Origin of the sequence: Nocardioides sp. CCNWLW216, from assembly GCF_037120545.1 — a bacterium.
In the GTDB taxonomy this organism is placed as follows: Bacteria; Actinomycetota; Actinomycetes; order Propionibacteriales; family Nocardioidaceae; genus Nocardioides; species Nocardioides lianchengensis.
Genome location: NZ_JBBBBJ010000003.1, coordinates 306,510 through 323,738, shown reverse-complemented (window position 1 = coordinate 323,738; position 17,229 = coordinate 306,510). Strand labels below are relative to the sequence as shown.

Annotated in this window: 13 protein-coding genes; 8 read left to right on the top strand and 5 right to left on the bottom strand. The window is 72.4% G+C overall.

The annotated features are described in order from the left end of the window. Positions 1-69: 69 nt before the first annotated feature. The gene (locus V7S47_RS09205; RefSeq protein ID WP_336561281.1) at positions 70-348 is read left to right on the top strand and encodes a hypothetical protein; all 279 of its coding nucleotides are present in this window, start codon (positions 70-72) and stop codon (positions 346-348) included. Here the strand turns inward: V7S47_RS09205 and V7S47_RS09200 are convergent. The 3 genes from V7S47_RS09200 to V7S47_RS09190 all read right to left on the bottom strand — a co-directional run bounded on the left by V7S47_RS09200 (position 317) and on the right by V7S47_RS09190 (position 4,575). After that, positions 317-1,726 carry a glycosyltransferase family 87 protein gene (locus tag V7S47_RS09200; protein ID WP_336561280.1) on the bottom strand — a complete coding sequence of 470 codons (1,410 nt, stop codon included), beginning with the start codon at positions 1,724-1,726 and terminating at the stop codon, positions 317-319. The genes V7S47_RS09205 and V7S47_RS09200 overlap by 32 nt on opposite strands. After that, positions 1,723-3,981, bottom strand: a complete 2,259-nt coding sequence (locus tag V7S47_RS09195; RefSeq protein WP_336561279.1) for a transglycosylase domain-containing protein — start codon at positions 3,979-3,981, stop codon at positions 1,723-1,725. Before V7S47_RS09195 ends, V7S47_RS09200 begins: the two co-directional genes overlap by 4 nt. A 165-nt stretch (positions 3,982-4,146) precedes the next feature. Next, the gene (locus V7S47_RS09190) at positions 4,147-4,575 is read right to left on the bottom strand and encodes a hypothetical protein (RefSeq protein ID WP_336561278.1); all 429 of its coding nucleotides are present in this window, start codon (positions 4,573-4,575) and stop codon (positions 4,147-4,149) included. A gap of 225 nt (positions 4,576-4,800) precedes the next feature. Here V7S47_RS09190 and V7S47_RS09185 point away from each other — a divergent pair, with 225 nt between their 5' ends. Next, positions 4,801-5,388, top strand: coding sequence for a PadR family transcriptional regulator (locus V7S47_RS09185; RefSeq protein ID WP_090851492.1), 588 nt, complete (start codon positions 4,801-4,803; stop codon positions 5,386-5,388). Positions 5,389-5,438: 50 nt separating this feature from the next. Then, a complete protein-coding gene (locus tag V7S47_RS09180; RefSeq protein WP_336561277.1) occupies positions 5,439-6,524 on the top strand; it encodes an inositol-3-phosphate synthase in 1,086 nt (361 codons plus the stop codon). A gap of 169 nt (positions 6,525-6,693) precedes the next feature. On the opposite strand, the gene V7S47_RS09175 is transcribed toward V7S47_RS09180, so the two are convergent. After that, entirely contained in the window at positions 6,694-8,241 is a 1,548-nt protein-coding gene (locus V7S47_RS09175; RefSeq protein ID WP_336561276.1) for a helicase HerA-like domain-containing protein, read from the bottom strand. Between the two features lie 81 nt (positions 8,242-8,322). Then, positions 8,323-9,777: a CCA tRNA nucleotidyltransferase gene (locus V7S47_RS09170; RefSeq protein WP_442945340.1), complete on the bottom strand. Its 1,455-nt coding sequence runs from the start codon at positions 9,775-9,777 to the stop codon at positions 8,323-8,325. A 72-nt stretch (positions 9,778-9,849) separates the two neighbouring features. On the opposite strand from V7S47_RS09170, the gene V7S47_RS09165 reads away from it, so the two are divergent. The 5 genes from V7S47_RS09165 (at position 9,850) to V7S47_RS09145 (ending at position 17,196) form a co-directional block, all read left to right on the top strand. After that, complete coding sequence (locus V7S47_RS09165) at positions 9,850-12,129, top strand: DUF6049 family protein (protein WP_336561275.1); 2,280 nt, start codon at positions 9,850-9,852, stop codon at positions 12,127-12,129. Continuing rightward, on the top strand, positions 12,126-13,799 hold the full coding sequence (murJ, locus tag V7S47_RS09160) for a murein biosynthesis integral membrane protein MurJ (RefSeq protein ID WP_336561274.1): 1,674 nt from the start codon (positions 12,126-12,128) through the stop codon (positions 13,797-13,799). Before V7S47_RS09165 ends, murJ begins: the two co-directional genes overlap by 4 nt. A 73-nt stretch (positions 13,800-13,872) precedes the next feature. Continuing rightward, on the top strand, positions 13,873-15,681 hold the full coding sequence (locus tag V7S47_RS09155) for a protein kinase family protein (RefSeq protein ID WP_336561273.1): 1,809 nt from the start codon (positions 13,873-13,875) through the stop codon (positions 15,679-15,681). Continuing rightward, positions 15,678-16,349 carry an RNA polymerase sigma factor SigM gene (sigM, locus tag V7S47_RS09150; protein ID WP_336561272.1) on the top strand — a complete coding sequence of 224 codons (672 nt, stop codon included), beginning with the start codon at positions 15,678-15,680 and terminating at the stop codon, positions 16,347-16,349. The genes V7S47_RS09155 and sigM overlap by 4 nt, the downstream gene beginning before the upstream one ends. A 55-nt stretch (positions 16,350-16,404) precedes the next feature. Further along, positions 16,405-17,196 carry a hypothetical protein gene (locus tag V7S47_RS09145; protein WP_336561271.1) on the top strand — a complete coding sequence of 264 codons (792 nt, stop codon included), beginning with the start codon at positions 16,405-16,407 and terminating at the stop codon, positions 17,194-17,196. Positions 17,197-17,229: the final 33 nt, after the last annotated feature.

Here is a 17,229-nt window from a genome sequence, read left to right as displayed (position 1 = left end):
CAGCGACCCCGACCCGGAGCACCCGTGCCCCACCGTTCCCGCCGCCGCGCCCCGCTCGCGGTTGTGATCGTGCCGCTCGTGGCGTGGTGCGCGGTCATGGGCTACGGCTTCTTCCGCGCCCAGCTGGTCTGGGACCCGGCGGAGGCGTGCGGGCTGCGCGGACAGACCTACGACCCCGACTACGTCGCTGCCCATGACCCACCGTGGTGGGCGTTCCGCAATCCCTGCAACGCCGGTCACGACCTCGTGGCGGGGTGGGTCACTCCGACCGCCTGGGCTCTCGCCGTCCTGACGCTCCTCGGTCTCGCCGTCCTCGTCAGCGCACGGCTGCGCTCGTGGCGACCGTGATGTCGTCGGTGCTCTCGTCGCGCCGTACCGGGTCGTGGTGCGGCAGCCAGACGTCGCGGACGACCAGCGCGACGAGGTAGAGCTCACCGGCGAGCCGCAGGATGATCGCCATCCAGTAGAAGCCGGAGTCCCCGCCGCCGCCGGGCGCGAGGTAGCCGCCGAGGTACCACCAGACCGAGGCGAAGTAGAAGACCTCGGTGGCCTGCCAGACGATCTGGTCGCGCCAGCGCGGACGAGCCAGAACGGCGAGCGGCAGCAGCCACAGGACGTACTGCGGCGAGTAGACCTTGTTGACCAGCAGGAAGCCCGCCACGATCAGGAAGCCGAGCTGGGCGAAGCGCGGCGTCTCGGGCGCCAGCACGCCGAGCACGAACACCCCGACGCACCAGGCGCCGAAGAACAGCCACGACCACGTGTTGATGGTCGAGACGTCGACGCCGTCGGTGGCCTGCGAGATCACCAGCCAGATCGAGCCGAGGTCGGCGGCCCGCTCGGAGTTGAAGGTCCAGAACACCTTCCACTCGTCCGGTCCGGTGAGGTACGCCGGCGCGTTCGCCAGCACCCAGGCCGCGACGGCCGCGGCCGTGGTCAGCACGAAGTCGCGGACCCGCTTGTCGCACAGACAGATGACCAGCACGGCGCCCAGCAGGAACAGCGGGTAGAGCTTGGTCGCCGCCCCCAGGCCGATCAGCACTCCGGTCAGCACCGGTCTCTCCCGTGCCCAGGCCCAGGCCGCGCCCGCGACCAGGACGACGGGCAGCAGATCCCAGTTGACCAGCGCGGTCAGGGCGAGCGCGGGTGAGGCCGCGAACATCGCGGCGTCCCAGGGCCGCTTCCGGTCCACCCCGGCCAGCAGCCAGGCGGACAGCAGCACCAGGACCGCGAACCCGAGCGCGTTGACGATCACGAACGCCCGGATCTCGCGCTGGATGGTGGGGTCGCCGAAGAACTCCGAGGTGGGCCGCTGGTAGCGCTCGCCCAGGTCCGGTGAGCCGGTGATCAGGTGGGTCACGTCGGCCGTGGCCCAGGCCCAGTAGGAGATGCCGACCGGGTACTCCATCACCTCGGGGTAGCGGCCCCGGACCTCGGCGTCGTCGTCGTACGGCCAGGCCAGCTCGGCGAACCCGCGCCCGGTGTAGAGGTAGGGCAGGTCCGAGTAGCACATGTGGGTGTAGCGGGCCGTGCCGTCGGTCCAGGTGTCCTCGTAGCAGTTGCCCTTCTGGACCATCCCGAGCGCGAAGGTGAGCGCCGCGATGGCCAGCACCACCCGCACCGGCGTCCACCAGCGGTGCCCGCCCGCCCGGGTGCCGAGCGGACCGCCCACGCCGGCGCTCACCGCGGCGACGACGCCGTCGGTGCGCGTCGGCGGGACGGTCATCGGCGACGACCTGCCGCAGACGGGTCGTCGGTGGGCGTCGGCTCGTCCGTGGGCGTCGGCGTCTCGCACGGCGGCAGCAGACCACCGCAGGACGGAGTCGGGTTGGTGGGCGTCGGCGGCGGGGCCGAGGTGGTGGGCGGCGGGGCCGAGGTGGTCGGCGGCGCGGTCGAGGGGTTGCGGGTCGGCTGACGGGTCGGCTTGTCCGACGGCTTCTTCGTCGGCTTCTTCGTAGGCGACGGCGGCGGCGTGTACGGCGCGTGCCCGGTGTCCGGCGCGTCGCCGTCGACGTAGACCGCGTCGGGCAGGTCGAGCACGTCCTCGCCCTCGAGCGCCCGGGTCATCACGTCGGTCCAGGTCTGGGCCGGGTAGGTGCCGCCGAAGAAGTTCGGCAGCCAGTCGTCCAGCGGCTCGGCGCCCTTGCCACGCGTGTAGACCACCGAGGTCGCCAGTTGCGGGGTGAAGCCGGAGAACCACGACGAGACGACACGGTCGTCGTCGTTGGTCGAGGTGCCGGTCTTGCCGGCGGCCGGGCGACCGAGGGCCTGGGCAGCCCGCCCGGACCCGGCCTTGACGACCTGCTGCATCGCGTAGGAGACGTCGGCCGCGATGTCCTCGTCGAGGACCCGCTTGTCCTGCACGCGGTGCTTGTAGACCGTCTCGCCGTCCCGGTCGACGATCTTCTCGATGAGGTACGGCTCGGCGTACACGCCCTTGTTGGCGATCATCGCGTAAGCGGTGGCCATGTTGATCGGGCTCACCGTCGCGCTGCCGAGCGCGACGCCGACGCCGGGCTCGAGGCCGGGCGTCTTGTTCGGGAAGCCGGGCGAGCGGGTCGAGGGCGCCTTCTCCGGCGGGATGCCCATCGAGTTCATCATCTTGATGATCTTCTTCGGCCCGTTCGGGATGCTGTCCGTCAGGTCGATGAAGGCGGTGTTGATGGAGTCCTGGGTGGCCTTGATCAGGTTGACCCGGCCGTAGTCCTCGAAGCCCTGGTTGTTGAACTCCGTGTCGCCGATCTTGATGGGGCTGTTGCCCTCGAAGGTGTCCTTCAGCGAGAAGCCTGCCTTGATGCCGGCGGCGAGCGCGAACGGCTTGAGGATCGAGCCGGCCTGGCCGCCCGCGACCGCCCAGTTGAGCTGGGACTTCAGGTAGTCCTGGCCGCCGTAGAACCCGCGGATGGCGCCGGTGCCGGGCTCGACACTGGCCACGCCGACGTGCAGGTTCTTGTCGCTGAAGCCCTCGGGCCGGGCCTCCTTGACGCCGGCCTGGGCCGCGTCCATGTCCTTCTTGGTCAGCGTGGTCGTCACGCGCAGGCCCTTGCCGACGACCTCGTCCTCGGAGTAGCCGAGCCGGGCCAGCTCGTTCTTGACCATGGTCAGCATGTGGCCGCGCTGGCCGCCGTACGAGTCCTCCTTGACGACGGGCGGGAACTTCGGCAGCCGCTCCTTCGCCTTCGCGGCCTCGTCGGCCGTGACGTAGTCGAGGCGGGTCATCGCGTCGAGGATGAAGTCGTAGCCGGCCTTGAGGTTCGTCGCGGCGTCCTCGCCGTTGGCCGGGTCGTACGCCGTCGGGTTGTTGAGCACCCGGGCGAGCACCACGGACTGGCGCAGGTTGAGCTTGCTGGCGGGCCGGCGGAAGTAGGCCTGCGCGGCGGCCTCGACGCCGTACGCACCGCGGCCGAAGTAGATGGTGTTGAGGTAGTTGGTCAGGATCTCCTTCTTGCTCTGCTGACGCTGGATCTTCAGCGAGAGGATCGCCTCCTTCACCTTGCGGGTGTAGGAGCGGTCCTGGTTGAGGTAGAGGATCTTGACGTACTGCTGGGTGATCGTGGACGCGCCCTGCGTGGAGCCGCCGGAGGCGTTGCTGAACGCGGCGCGCAGGATGCCCTTGGGGTCGATGCCGCGGTCGGACCAGAAGGACTGGTTCTCCGCGGCGACCACGGCGTTCTGCAGGGTCTCCGGGATCTCGTCGAAGGAGATGATGTCGCGGTTCTGGGTGGCGAAGGTGCCGAGCTTGTCACCGTTCGCGTAGCTGACGACCGTGGTCTCGTCCTGGAACTTCTCGTTCGGCTTCGGGACGTCGATGGCCTGGTAGAGCGCGACGAACGAGCCGACCGCGAGCAGCGTGCAGACCAGCCCGACGATGCCGAACCACTTCGCGACCCGCAGCACCTTCTGCTTGCGGGTGCGGGGCGGCTTGGGGGTCTTCTTCGTCTTCTTCTGGGCGGGGCCTGCGGCCCGGCGCTTCGCATTCACGCGCGGTTGCTCCACGGGTCGGGGTTCGGCTGGGCCGCGTCGCCGTCGACGCGCAGCCTCCGTAGAGAGTACGCAGCAGACCGTGGCCCTGCGGATTCCGCAGGGCCACGGTCACAGACCGAGTGCTCCGCCCCGATAGCGGATCAGCGAAGACTCAGCGACGTCTCACCGGCGACCGCCGAAAGCCCACGGGGTCACTACCGGACCGAGGCCACCGCTCTTGTCGACCCAGAGCGCACGGAAGCGAAAGCTCGACGTGCGAGCGCCGAGAGCATTGGTCCACTCCGGGTCGGGATTGGACTGCATGGTGGGCTTCTTGATGGTCAGGCGCTTCCGGGGCACCCATACATAGGTGACGCTGTCTTTCTGGACGTACTCCTCCATCTCCAGGTGAACCTCCGTGCTCCAGTACGCCGCTCCGTTGCGCGACCAGGCCCAGAAGGCGTGGCAGGCCGGAGAGTAGAAGAGCCGGGTGTCGTTTCCACCTCCTGAGGCGACGTTGACACGATCGGCGAAGCAGCCGTTGCCCTTGGGACCCTGGTCGTCGCACGCCTTGCCGACGCACCCCACCGCCTGGGCCGGAGTGGCGATCACGGCTTGGAGGCCGACCAGGGTGAGGACGGCGACCGCGAGTGTGGACGCTAGCCGTAGGAGCGGGGAGACGGAGTGCGACATGGGCTTTCCTTCCGAGATGGCCAGGCTGAAGCTTGAACCTAGGAGGCCCGCAACGGCCCGTCAATGCGTCCGTTCCCGCCCTGAGTCAAGGTTTCGATGCGATGCGAATTCACGTCGCGTGGATATATCGCTACGATAGGTCTCATGGCACGTCGCGCAGAGACCATCGAGCTGGCAGTCCTCGGACTGCTGCACGAGGGTCCGATGCACGGCTACGAGCTGCGCAAGCGGCTCAACCTGATGCTCGGCTGGGGCCGGGTGCTGTCCTACGGTTCGCTCTACCCGACCCTGAAGAAGATGCTGAAGGGGTCCCTCATCGAGGAGACCACCGCCACGGTCACGCCGGTCACCCGGCGCCCGCGCATCGTCTACGAGGTCACCGAGGCCGGCACCCGTGAGTTCGAGCGTCTGATGTCGGAGGTCGGGCCCACCGCCTGGGAGGACGACAACTTCGACATCCGGTTCGCCTTCTTCGGGCGCACCGACATGGAGATCCGGCTGCGCGTCCTCGAAGGGCGCCGGATCCGGCTGCAGGAGCGGCTCGACCGCGTGCAGCGTGAGCTGAACATGACGGAGCAGGAGGTCGACCGCTACGCCGCCGAGCTGCAGCGGCACGGCGTCGAGTCCGTCGAGCGCGAGGTCCGCTGGCTCTCCGACCTCATCAACGCCGAGCGAAGTGCCGGCATGCCACCCCCCGCGGCGCCGCCGGTTCCGCCAGCACCACAGTCCTAACAATCAACGTCATTCAGCGTCATTCAGCCAGTGGCAGGAGAGGAATCCCGATGGGTTCGGTTCGCGTAGCAATCGTGGGAGTCGGCAACTGCGCCAGCTCCCTCGTCCAGGGTGTCGAGTACTACAAGGACGCCGACCCGTCCGGCTCGGTCCCCGGGCTGATGCACGTCGCCTTCGGCGACTACCACGTCAAGGACGTCGAGTTCGTCGCGGCGTTCGACGTCGACGACCTGAAGGTCGGCAAGGACCTCTCCGAGGCCATTAACGCCTCGCAGAACAACACGATCAAGATCGCCGACGTCCCGACCCTGGGTGTCGAGGTCCAGCGCGGCCCGACGCTCGACGGCCTCGGCAAGTACTACCGCCAGACCATCGACGAGTCCAGCGCCGAGCCGGTCGACGTCGTGCAGATCCTCAAGGACCGCCAGGTCGACGTGATGGTGTCCTACCTCCCGGTGGGCTCCGAGGACGCCGACAAGTTCTACGCGCAGTGCGCCATCGACGCCGGCGTCGGCTTCGTCAACGCCCTGCCCGTCTTCATCGCCTCCGACCCGGTCTGGGCCAAGAAGTTCGAGGACGCGGGCGTCCCGATCGTCGGCGACGACATCAAGTCCCAGGTCGGCGCCACCATCACCCACCGCGTGATGGCGAAGCTGTTCGAGGACCGCGGCGTGGTGCTGGACCGGACCTACCAGCTCAACGTCGGCGGCAACATGGACTTCAAGAACATGCTCGAGCGCGAGCGCCTCGAGTCCAAGAAGATCTCGAAGACCCAGGCCGTCACGTCCAACCTGACCGGCGAGCTCGCGGGCAAGATCCACGACAAGAACGTCCACATCGGCCCGTCCGACCACGTCGAGTGGCTCGACGACCGCAAGTGGGCCTACGTCCGCCTCGAGGGCCGCGCCTTCGGTGACGCCCCCCTCAACCTCGAGTACAAGCTCGAGGTCTGGGACTCGCCCAACTCCGCCGGCATCATCATCGACGCGCTCCGCGCCGCCAAGATCGCCAAGGACCGCGGCATCGGTGGCCCGATCATCAGCGCCTCGTCGTACCTCATGAAGAGCCCGCCGGTGCAGCTGCCCGACGACGAGGGTCGCCGCCGCGTCGAGGCCTTCATCGCCGGCGAGGAGTGAGCAGGTCCCTCGCGAGGAACGAGCGAGGGACCGTCGCGAGCGAAGGTTGAGCAAGCCCCGCGGCTGAGGAACGAAGCCGCGACGGCCGCGTCGAAACCCACCAGCGTCAAGCGAGCACAGAAGCCCCGTCCGACCAACCAGGGTCGGGCGGGGCTTCGCCGTTCGACGATCATCGGCGGCGACCGGTGCCGAACATCCCGCGGGCGATCTCGCGGGCGGCGGTGCGGGCGAACTGCTTGAAGGCGGACGAGCCGACGACCTGATCGACGACGCTCTTCTCCGCCTTCTTCCGCGGGGCGGGCCGAGGCTGCTCCGGGCGTCGCGGGGCGGGGGCCGTCGGCTCCTCCTCGGCCTTCGCCGCACCCGCCTCGAGGCGCTTCGCGAGCAGCTCGCGGGCCGACTCACGGTCCACGGCGGCGGCGTACGACGCCTGCCGCGGGCTGGCGGCCACCGTGGCGGCGAGCAGGTCGAGGTCGCAGGGGGACATCCGGGCCTGGGGCGCGCGCAGCCGGGTCCAGGCGACCGGGGTCGGGGCGCCGTCCTCGTCCATCACGGTGACGACCGCCTCGCCGGTGCCGAGGCCGGTGATGACGGCGCCGAGGTCGGCGTACCCGCTGGTGGGGTAGGTGGCGACGGTCAGCTTCAGCGCCTGGGCGTCGTTGGGGGTGTGCGCGCGCAGGGCGTGCTGGACGCGCGAGCCGAGCTGGGAGAGGACGTCGTCCGGTACGTCGGTCGGCCGCTGGGTCACGAAGAAGATGCCCACCCCCTTGGACCGGATCAGCCGCACCGTCTGGGCGACCTGGTCGAGGAAGTCCTCGGAGGCGTCGTCGAAGAGCAGGTGCGCCTCGTCGAAGAAGAAGACCAGCTTGGGCTTCTCGACGTCGCCGACCTCGGGCAGGTCGTGGAACAGGTCGGCCAGCAGCCACATCAGGAAGGTCGAGAAGAGCGCGGGCCGGTCCTGGAGCTGGGGCAGCTCGACCAGCGAGATCACGCCCCGGCCGTCGTCGGCGAGCGTCAGCAGGTCGGCCGAGGCGAACTCGGGCTCGCCGAAGAACGCGTCGGCGCCCTGGTCCTGCAGCCCGATCAGCTCGCGCAGGATGACGCCCGCGGTGGAGGACGAGAGCCCGCCGAGCTCCTTCAGCTCGCCCTTGCCCTCGTCGCTGAGCAGGTGGCCGACGACCGCGCGCAGGTCGGCGAGGTCGAGGAGCGGCAGGCCGGCGCGGTCGGCGTAGTGGAAGACCAGGCCGAGGCTGGACTCCTGGGTGTCGTTGAGGCCGAGCACCTTGCTCAGCAGGACCGGGCCGAAGGCGCTCATCGTGACCCGCAGCGGCACGCCCTGACCCACCCCGCCCAGCGCGTAGAACTCGACCGGGAAGCCGGTCGCCTGCCACTGCTGACCGAGGGTCGACGCCCGCGCGGTCAGCTTCTCGCTCGCCTCGCCCGGCTGGGCCAGCCCCGACAGGTCGCCCTTCATGTCGGCGGCGAAGACCGGGACGCCCTGCGCGCTCAGCTGCTCGGCCAGCAGCTGCAGGGTCCGGGTCTTGCCGGTGCCGGTCGCCCCGGCCACCAGGCCGTGCCGGTTGAGCATCGCCAGCGGCACCCGGACCGGTACGCCGGCGAGGCTGCCGTCCTCGAGCACCAACCCGCCGAGCTCGAGGGCGGCGCCGTCGAAGGCGTAACCCTCCGCCACGGCCTGGGCGATCGGGTCGTCGGTCACGTCCGTCACCCTACGACCGTTCGGTCCCCGTCGAGTGACGAAAATCGGCTGCCCCGGACCCACCGGGGCAGCCATCTCGCGTCACTCGACGGAGCGGGCCGCCCACCACGCACGCAGCTCGGCCTCGGCGACCTCGGGCTCGAGCGGGCCCCGGTCCATGCGCAGCTCGAGCAGAAACTGATAGGCCTGGCCGATCTCGCGGCCCGGGCCGATCCCGAGGATGCCCATGATCTGGTTCCCGTCGAGGTCGGGCCGCATCGAGGCGAGCTCCTCCTCCTCCGACAGCCGGGCGATCCGCGCCTCGAGGTCGTCGTACGAGCGGCGCAGGCGGTCGGCCTTGCGCTGGTTGCGGGTCGTGCAGTCGGCCCGGGTCAGCACGTGCAGCCGCTCGAGCTGGTCGCCGGCGTCACGGACGTAGCGGCGTACGGCGGAGTCGGTCCACTCGCCGGTGCCGTAGCCGTGGAAGCGCAGGTGCAGCTCGACGAGGTGCCCGACCGCCTCGATCTGGTCGTTGGAGAAGCGCAGCGCCTTCATCCGCTTGCGGGTCATCTTGGCGCCGACCACGTCGTGGTGGTGGAAGGTCACGGTGCCGTCGTCGACGAAGCGTCGGGTGCGCGGCTTGCCGACGTCGTGCATCAGCGCGGCGAAGCGCGAGATGAAGTCCGGCTCGCCGCCGAGCCGGTCCTCGAGGTCGATGGCCTGCTCCAGGACGGTCAGGGTGTGCTCGTAGACGTCCTTGTGGCGGTGGTGCTCGTCGCGCTCCAGCGCCAGCGCCGGCAGCTCGGGCAGCACGTGGGCGGCCAGGCCGGTCTCGACGAGGAGGGCCAGCCCGAGCCGGGGGTACGGCGCGCAGACCAGCTTAACCAGCTCGTCGCGGACCCGCTCGGCCGAGATGATCAGGATCCGGTCGGCCATCGCCGTCATCGCGGCCACGACCGACGGGTCGACGCCGAAGCCGAGCTGGGCGGCGAACCGGGCGGCCCGCATCATCCGGAGCGGGTCGTCGGAGAAGGAGTCCTCGGGGCGGCCGGGGGTGCGGAGCACCCGGTGCGCCAGGTCGACGACCCCGCCGTACGGGTCCTCGACCTCGCGGCCCGGCACCCGAACCGCCATCGCGTTCACGGTGAAGTCGCGGCGGCCGAGGTCGCCGGTCAGCGAGTCGCCGAAGTCGACGTCGGGCTTGCGGGAGGTGGGGTCGTAGGTCTCCGAGCGGTACGTCGTCACCTCGACCACCCACTCGCCCTTCCGGCAGCCGATGGTGCCGAACGCGCGCCCCATGTCCCAGGTGGCGCCGGCCCACTTCTTCAGCAGCCGCTCGGTCGCGTCGGGCCGGGCCGAGGTCGCGAAGTCCAGGTCGTTGTGCCGGCGGCCGAGCATCGCGTCGCGCACCGGCCCGCCGACCAGCACGAGCTCGTGGCCGGCCGCCTCGAAGAGGGCGCCCAGCTCGTCGATGACGGGGGCGATCCGGTCGAGCTCGGACGCGACGGAACGCTGCACCTCGACGAGGTTCAGGGGCGGCAACTCGACGTCGGACACGGGCGGTGAGTCTAGAGGAGACGTCGTCGGGCCTCCGACTCGCGACGACCCCCGACGGATAGAGTCGAGCGCATGCTCCGCCCCCTGTCGCTGCTGCCTGCCCTCATGGTGGTCGCGGCGACGACGTGGGCCGGGCTGGTCGGTCCGGCCCCGGCCCAGGCCGCCCAGGCGGCTCCCGCCGACCCGGACGCCCCGCTCTCGGTGAGCATCGAGCGCATGTCGCCCGCGACGGTCCCCGAGCGCGGACGGGTCACCATCCAGGGCCGGGTGACCAACGACGACGACGTCGCGTGGTCGACGATCAACCTCTACCCGTTCATCTCCGCGCAGCCGCTCACCACCCGCACCGAGATCGCCGAGGCCGCCCTCACCGAGCCGTCGGCCCCGGTCGGCGACCGGGTCACCACCGGCGGCCCCTACGACACCATCGACGAGCTCCAGCCCGGGGAGTCCCTCGGCTACACCGTGAGCGTCCGCGCCCGCGACCTGCGCGCCCACGTCGCCGCGCAGGGCGGCGACCTGACCAGCGCTGCGGGCGTCTACTGGTTCGGCGTGCACGCCCTCGGGCGCAGCGCCGACGACGCCGGCGACGGCGGCGCACCCACCGCGGACGGCCGGGCCCGCACCTTCCTCCCGCTGATGGGCGGCTCGAAGCGCCAGGTGAAGACCGCGCTCGTCGTCCCCCTCCGCTCCGCGATCCCGTACGACGCCGACGGCTCGCTGGCCGACCCGGCCTCGTGGACCGAGTCGCTGGCTCCGGACGGCGACCTGGGCTCGGTCGTCGGGCTGGGCGAGGCCGCCGGCAGCCGGCCCCTGACCTGGCTGGTCGACCCCGCGCTCACCGACGCCACGGCCCGGCTCGCGGCCGGCAACCCGGGCCGCTCGCTCGGCGCGACCGTCGACCCGGAGGCGACGGAGGATCCCGACCGCCTGCTCGCCGACCCCGAGGACCCGGAGGCCACCCCGTCCGCCGAGCCCGAGACGGCGCTGCCGTCGCCCGCGACGTCCACCGCCCCCGAGGAGACCCAGGACGAGGAGGCCGACGAGACGGAGGCCCCGAGCCCCGCCGAGGCGGATGCGGCCGCGGCGGCGACCGGGTGGCGGGAGCGGTTGGCCACCGCCCTGGACCGCTCCCAGGTCCTGGCCCTGCCGTACGGCGACCTCGACGTCTCGGCGGCCGCCGAGCACGACCCCACCGCCTACACCCGCGCCCGGCAGCGGTCGGGCGACACCCTGCCGCCGACCGAGGGCGGCACCGCCCCCGGTCTCGGGGGCCGGGCCTTCCTCAGCCTCGACGCGATCGAGATGGCCGAGGAGGACGAGCGGCTGATCGGGACCGACCTGATGGTCGCCGGCCTCGGCGACGCGGCCCCCACCGTCGCCACCATCGCCGGCCACCGGCTGGTCCTCGCCTCCACCGGCGCCGCGAGCGGCGGGCCCGGGCCCGACGACCCGCAGGCGGGCGTCGCCGTACGCCAGCGGATCCTGGCCGAGGCCGCCGTACGACGGCTGTCGCGGCCCCGTGAGCCGCTGGTCGTCGTGCTCCCCGGCGGCTGGGTGCCGGCCGACCCCGACGGCTTCTTCGCGGGGCTCGACCAGACCTGGCTCGACCTGACCACCGTCGACGACATCCGCGACGACCGCTCCACCCCGGTCGACACCGCCGAGCTGGTCTACCCGCGGGTGCAGCAGCGGCGGGCGCTCGACGCGGCCGACTTCGCCTCCGCGACCTCGCTCGCCCAGGCCGGCACCACCCTGCAGTACCTCCTCACCCGCAACGACACCGTCGGCCGCGAGGTCGCCGACCAGGCGTTCGCCTCGCTCGGCTACGCCAATCGGGTCGACCCGGGCGCCGCCCGCGCCAGCAACGCGCGCTCACGCGCCGTCATCCAGGAGTCGCTGGACGGCGTGCGGATCGAGGGGCCCCCGAAGGTCACCCTCTCCAGCAACAGCGGACGCTTCTCGGCCACCCTGGAGAACACCCTCGACCAGCCCGTGACGGTGAAGGTCCGCGCCGTCGCCGACGAGGTGGTCACGATCTCCATGGCCGAGGAGGACGTCACCCTCCCGCCGCGCAGCCGGCGCAGCGTCCTGCTCACGGCAAGCACCGGCCAGCAGGGCGTCCACAACATCACCCTGCAGGTCACCGACCTGGCCGGCACGGCCGTCGGCTCCAGCGACCGGCTCCCGATCCGCGCCGCCCAGGTCAGCGACGTGATCTGGCTGATCATCGGCACCGGCGGCGCACTGCTCCTCGGCGCCATCGGCGTCCGGCTGGTCCGCCGGTTCCGCGCGGCCCGTCGTACGCCCGCCGAGCCGGTGGCCGCCGAGCAGGCGCCGGCTCCCGCATGACCGCGACCGACGCCGACGCAGCCGTCGAGGCTGCCGAGGCCGACCGCAAGGTCCTCGCCTCCAGCGCGGTGATGGCCGCCGGGACGATCGTGTCCCGGCTCAGCGGCTTCGTCCGGGCCGGGCTGCTCCTGGCGGCCCTCGGCACCGGCGTCCACAGCGACGTGTTCTCGGTCGCCAACACCGTCCCCAACATGCTCTACATCCTGCTGGCGGGTGGCGTGTTCAACGCCGTGCTGGTCCCGCAGCTGGTCCGCGCGATGCGCAACGACGAGGACGCCGGTGCGGCGTACACCTCGCGGATCATCACCGCCGCCCTGCTCTTCCTGGGTGCGGTCACGGTGGTGCTGGTCCTCGCCGCGCCCGCGGTGGTGACGCTCGCCCTCTCGGGCACCGTGCCGGACGCGGGGCGCGAGTCGGCGATCGCGCTGGCGCGCTACTGCCTGCCGCAGGTGTTCTTCTACGGCGCCTTCGTGCTGGTCGGCCAGGTCCTCAACGCCCGCGGCCGCTTCGGCCCGATGATGTGGGCGCCGATCGCCAACAACGTCGTGTCGGTCGCCGTCCTGGCCGGCTACCTCGTCGTGTACGCCGGCGAGGAGCCGCTCGCGGACGGCGGGTTCACCTCCACCCAGGAGCTGATCCTCGGCGTGGGCTCGACGCTCGGCATCGTGGTCCAGCTGCTCGTGCTGATGCCCTACGTCCGCGCGGCGGGCATCAGCCTGCGCCCGCGGATCGACCTGCGGGGCACCGGCCTCGGCCACACGCTGCGCCTCGGCACCTGGACGGTGCTCTTCGTGCTGGCCAACCAGATCGCCTACTTCGTGGTGGTCCGCCTCGGCACGAGCGGTACGGCGGCCGGCGACGAGGCCGGCACGGGCATCTTCGTCTACTCGACGGCGTTCCTCATCGTGATGGTGCCGCACTCGGTCATCACCGTCTCGCTGGCGACGGCCACCCTGCCGCGGCTCTCGCGGCTGGCCGCCGACGGCGACCTGGACGGCATGGGCGCGCGGGTGGCCACCACCCTGCGGACCGCGCTGGCGGTCGTCGTCCCCTTCGCCGCGCTGCTCCCCCTGGTCGCGACCGACCTGGCCAAGCTGATCGCCTACGGCAAGGCCGCGGACACCTACGAGAACCTCGTCCCGACGATGATGCTGTTCGGTCCGGCGGTCGTGCTGTTCACGGTCCACTACGTCGTGCTCCGCGGCTTCTACGCCGTCGAGCGGACCCGCACCGTCTTCCTCATCCAGGTCTGGGTGGCGGCGACCAACATCGTCGTCGCCGTGCTGCTGGTGCGCGCCACCTCCGACGCCGCCACCGCCCCGTCCCTCGTGATCGCGTACGCCGCCGCCTACCTCGTGGGCTCGGTGCTCTCCTACTCGGTGCTCTCCCGCAGCCTCGGCGGTCTGCGCTCGGCCCAGCTGGTCCGGTTCCTGGTGCGGACCGCCGTCGCGATCGTCGTCGCCGGCGCCGCGGCGTACGGCGTGCACCTCGCGCTCGCGGGCCCGGTCGGCGACGACCCGTCGTACGTCGGGGCCGCGGTGCGGCTGGTCGCCGTGGGCGTGGTCGACGTGGTCGTGTTCCTCGTGGTGGCGACGCTGCTGCGCCTGCGCGAGGTGACCTCCGTGATCGACACCGTCCTGCGGCGACGTCCGCCCGCGCACCGGGCCTGACCGTCCTACGATGACCCGGGGACCGGGCCCGGTCCCCGCTGCCCTCCAGGCGTCGGGAAGGAGTCGCTGAGCGGTGCCGCACTCGAACCGACCCGGCGACGTCCTCGCCGGCCGCTACCGGCTGGTCGACCTCCTCAGCGAGAGCGGCAACGGCCGGTTCTGGCGCGCACACGACCGGGTCCTGGAGCGGCACGTCGCGCTCCACGTGATCGCCGAGGACGACGACCGCGCCGCGGGGCTGGTCGAGGCGGCCCGCCGCTCGGCGACGGTGCTCGACCCGCGGATCCTGCGCGTGCTCGACGCCGAGCGCACCGGCGGGCTCTGCTACGTCGTCAACGAGTGGGGCTCCGGCACGTCCCTCGACATCGTGGTCGCCACCCACGGCGCGCTGCCCCCGCGCCGGGCGGCCTGGCTGGTGGCCGAGGTGGCCGACTCGGTCGCGGTCGCGCACGCGGCCGGCGTGGCCCACGGGCGGCTCGCGCCCGAGAACGTCCTGATCGACCAGACCGGCGCGGTGAAGGTGATCGGCTTCTCGGTCGACGCCGCCCTGCACGGGCTGGCCCCCGGCCGGACCGCCACCGACGTGACCGACCTCGCCGGGCTGCTCTACTGCGCGCTCACCGGCAAGTGGGCCGGCGTGTCGACGTCCGCCGTACCCCCGGCTCCGCAGGAGCACGGCCGGGTGCTCCGGCCGCGCCAGGTGCGGGCCGGCGTACCCCGTCCCCTCGACGCGCTCTGCGACGAGGTCCTCAACCCCTACTCCGGCGGCCGCCAGCGTGACGACGTCGACCTCGAGACGGCGCGCGGGATCGCCGACCTGCTCGCCGACTTCGTGGGCGACCCCACCGGGCTTCCGGAGCAGCTCGCGCTGTCCAACCTGCGCCCGGGCGAGACCGTCGTCCTCCCGCAGGTCCCCGAGATCCCCGTCCGCGAGGCGGACCCGGAGCCCGAACCCGAGCCGACACCCGAGCCGACACCGGTCCCCGAGCCGGAGCCCACCCAGGCCGGCCTGCCGATCTTCGACGACGAGCATGACGACGTGTCGTGGCTGGAGGCTCCCGAGACCCCGTCTCCCCCGCCGCCCCCCTTCGAGTCGCCCCCGGAGCGCCCGCTCTTCGCGCCCGAGCCGGCCGACGGGGGACCGGCGCGCCAGGTCCGCCCGACCGTGACCGCGCGCGAGGCCCAGGACCGCGCCGAGTACTGGCCCTGGGGCGGCGACGGTCCGCCCACCTCCGGCACCGGGATCACGCCGGCCGTCGAGGACGTCCCAGGCCGGAGCTGGCTGCGGCTGGCCTTCGGCATCGGCGCCGCGCTGCTCCTGCTCGTCGCCGTCGTGATCGCCTTCAACCTCGGCCGCGGCAAGACGCCTCTCGGCGCCGAGCCCGACGACGACCCGACCACCACCCCGTCGGCCAGCGCCACCCCGTCGGCCACGCCCAGGCCGATCTCCGGGCTGCGCGCCACCGACCTCGACCCCGCGGGCAACCCGCCGCGGGAGAACCCCGACACCGTCGGGCGGGTCGTCGACGGCGACCCGGAGACCACGTGGCGGACCTCGACGTACAACGAGCAGTTCGGCCCGGGCGGCCTCAAGGACGGGGTCGGCGTCGTGGTCGACCTCGGCCGCTCGTACGACGTCGCGCAGGTCGACCTGCGTCTGGTCGGCCGCCCGACCGTGGTCTCGCTCTACCTCACCGACGAGGCGCCCTCCGATGTCGAGGGGCTGACGCCGTTCCTGGCCGACCAGCGGGTCGGCACCGAGGCCTCGCTGGCACCGGACGCCCCCGTCGCCGGCCGCTATCTCACCGTCTGGCTCACCGCGCTGCCCTCGGTCGAGGACGGGTTCCGGGGCGAGGTCGCCGAGATCGCGGTGCGCGGGTGACCGCGTCCCCGGAGCGCAGCGACGCCGCGCTCCTCGCCGACCACGTCGCCGGCGACCGGGCGGCCTTCGGGGTGCTCTTCGCGCGCCACCGCGATCGGTTGTGGGCGGTCGCGCTGCGCACCATGGGCAACCCCGAGGACGCCGCCGACGGGCTCCAGGACGGCATGATCGCCGCCTACCGCCGCGCCGGCTCGTTCCGCGGCGAGGCGGCCGTGACCACCTGGCTGCACCGCGTCGTCGTGAACGCCTGCCTCGACCGGCTCCGGGCGGCCAAGGTCCGTCGTACCGAGGCGCTGCCCGACGACCTCGAGGAGTACGCCGGCCGCGGCTCGGTCGCCTCGGCCGCCCCGGAGGTCGACGACCCCGCCGACGTGTCGCTGCGCTCCGAGCAGCGCCGCGCGGTGCTCGCGGCGCTGGCCGAGCTCCCGGACGAGCAGCGTGCCGCGCTGGTGCTGGTCGACATGGAGGGCTACCCGGTGGCGGAGGCCGCGCAGATCCTCGACTGCGCCGTCGGCACGGTGAAGTCGCGCTGCTCGCGCGGTCGGCACCGGCTGGCCGGGCTGCTGGTCGACCTGGCTCCGGGCCGTGACGCGGGGCACGCGGAGCCGAGGAACCCGCTGCCGCCGCCGGCCGTCCGACCCCAGGAGGACACCAGGGCCCCTCCGTAGGCTCGAGCGAGGCCCCTGTTCCCACCCACCCGACCCGCCGAGAGGAGGCGCACCCATGACCGACGACCGTCTCGACCCCGAGCGCGAGGCCGACGTGCGCCGCCTCCTCGCCGGGGCGCGGTACGACGAGCCGGTGCCCGACGACGTCGCCGCGCGCCTCGACCGGGTCCTGGCCGAGCTGGTCGCGGAGGGGCCGCCCGAGATGGTCGCCGACCAGCACCGCACCATCGACCTGGCCGCGCAGCGGCGCCGGCGGCGGGTCCGCCGGCTGCTGGTCGCGGCCGTCGCGGTCGGGGTGATCGGCGTGGGTCTCGGGCAGGTCGGGCTGCCGTCGTCGTCCCAGGACGACATGGACGGCAGCAGCGCGGGTGGGTCCGCCGCGGACTCGGGAGGTGACTCGGCCGAGGCCGAGGCCGACGGACCGGCCGCTGCTGCCGAGGCCCCGAGCGCGTTGGAAGAGGCGAGCCCACTCGAGCGGGACGCCCCGCTGGCTCTCACGGCCGAGCCCCTCGTCGTCGACGACGAGGACTTCGCGAGCGAGGCCCAGTTGAAGTCGCTGCGCCGGACCACCCTCCAGGACCTCGATGCGATCCTCTCCCAGGACGCCCGGAGCTCGACAGCTCCCGAGAGCGACGAGTCCCGCTCGACGGAGGGATACGCGGCGACGCCCACCTGGTTCACCTGCAAGCCCGGCCCCTTCGGCGCGGGCCGCCTGGTCGCCGTCCAGTACGACGGCCAACCGGCCGTGCTGGCCGTCCGGCCGTCCACCGGCGACTCGGCGGTGGTGGAGCTGCTGCGCTGCGGCAGCGGCGCCGTACTCCGTTCGGCGACGGTTCCCGTCCCGTAGGGCCGAGCGGGCCCGCGGCGGGGAATCTTCCTC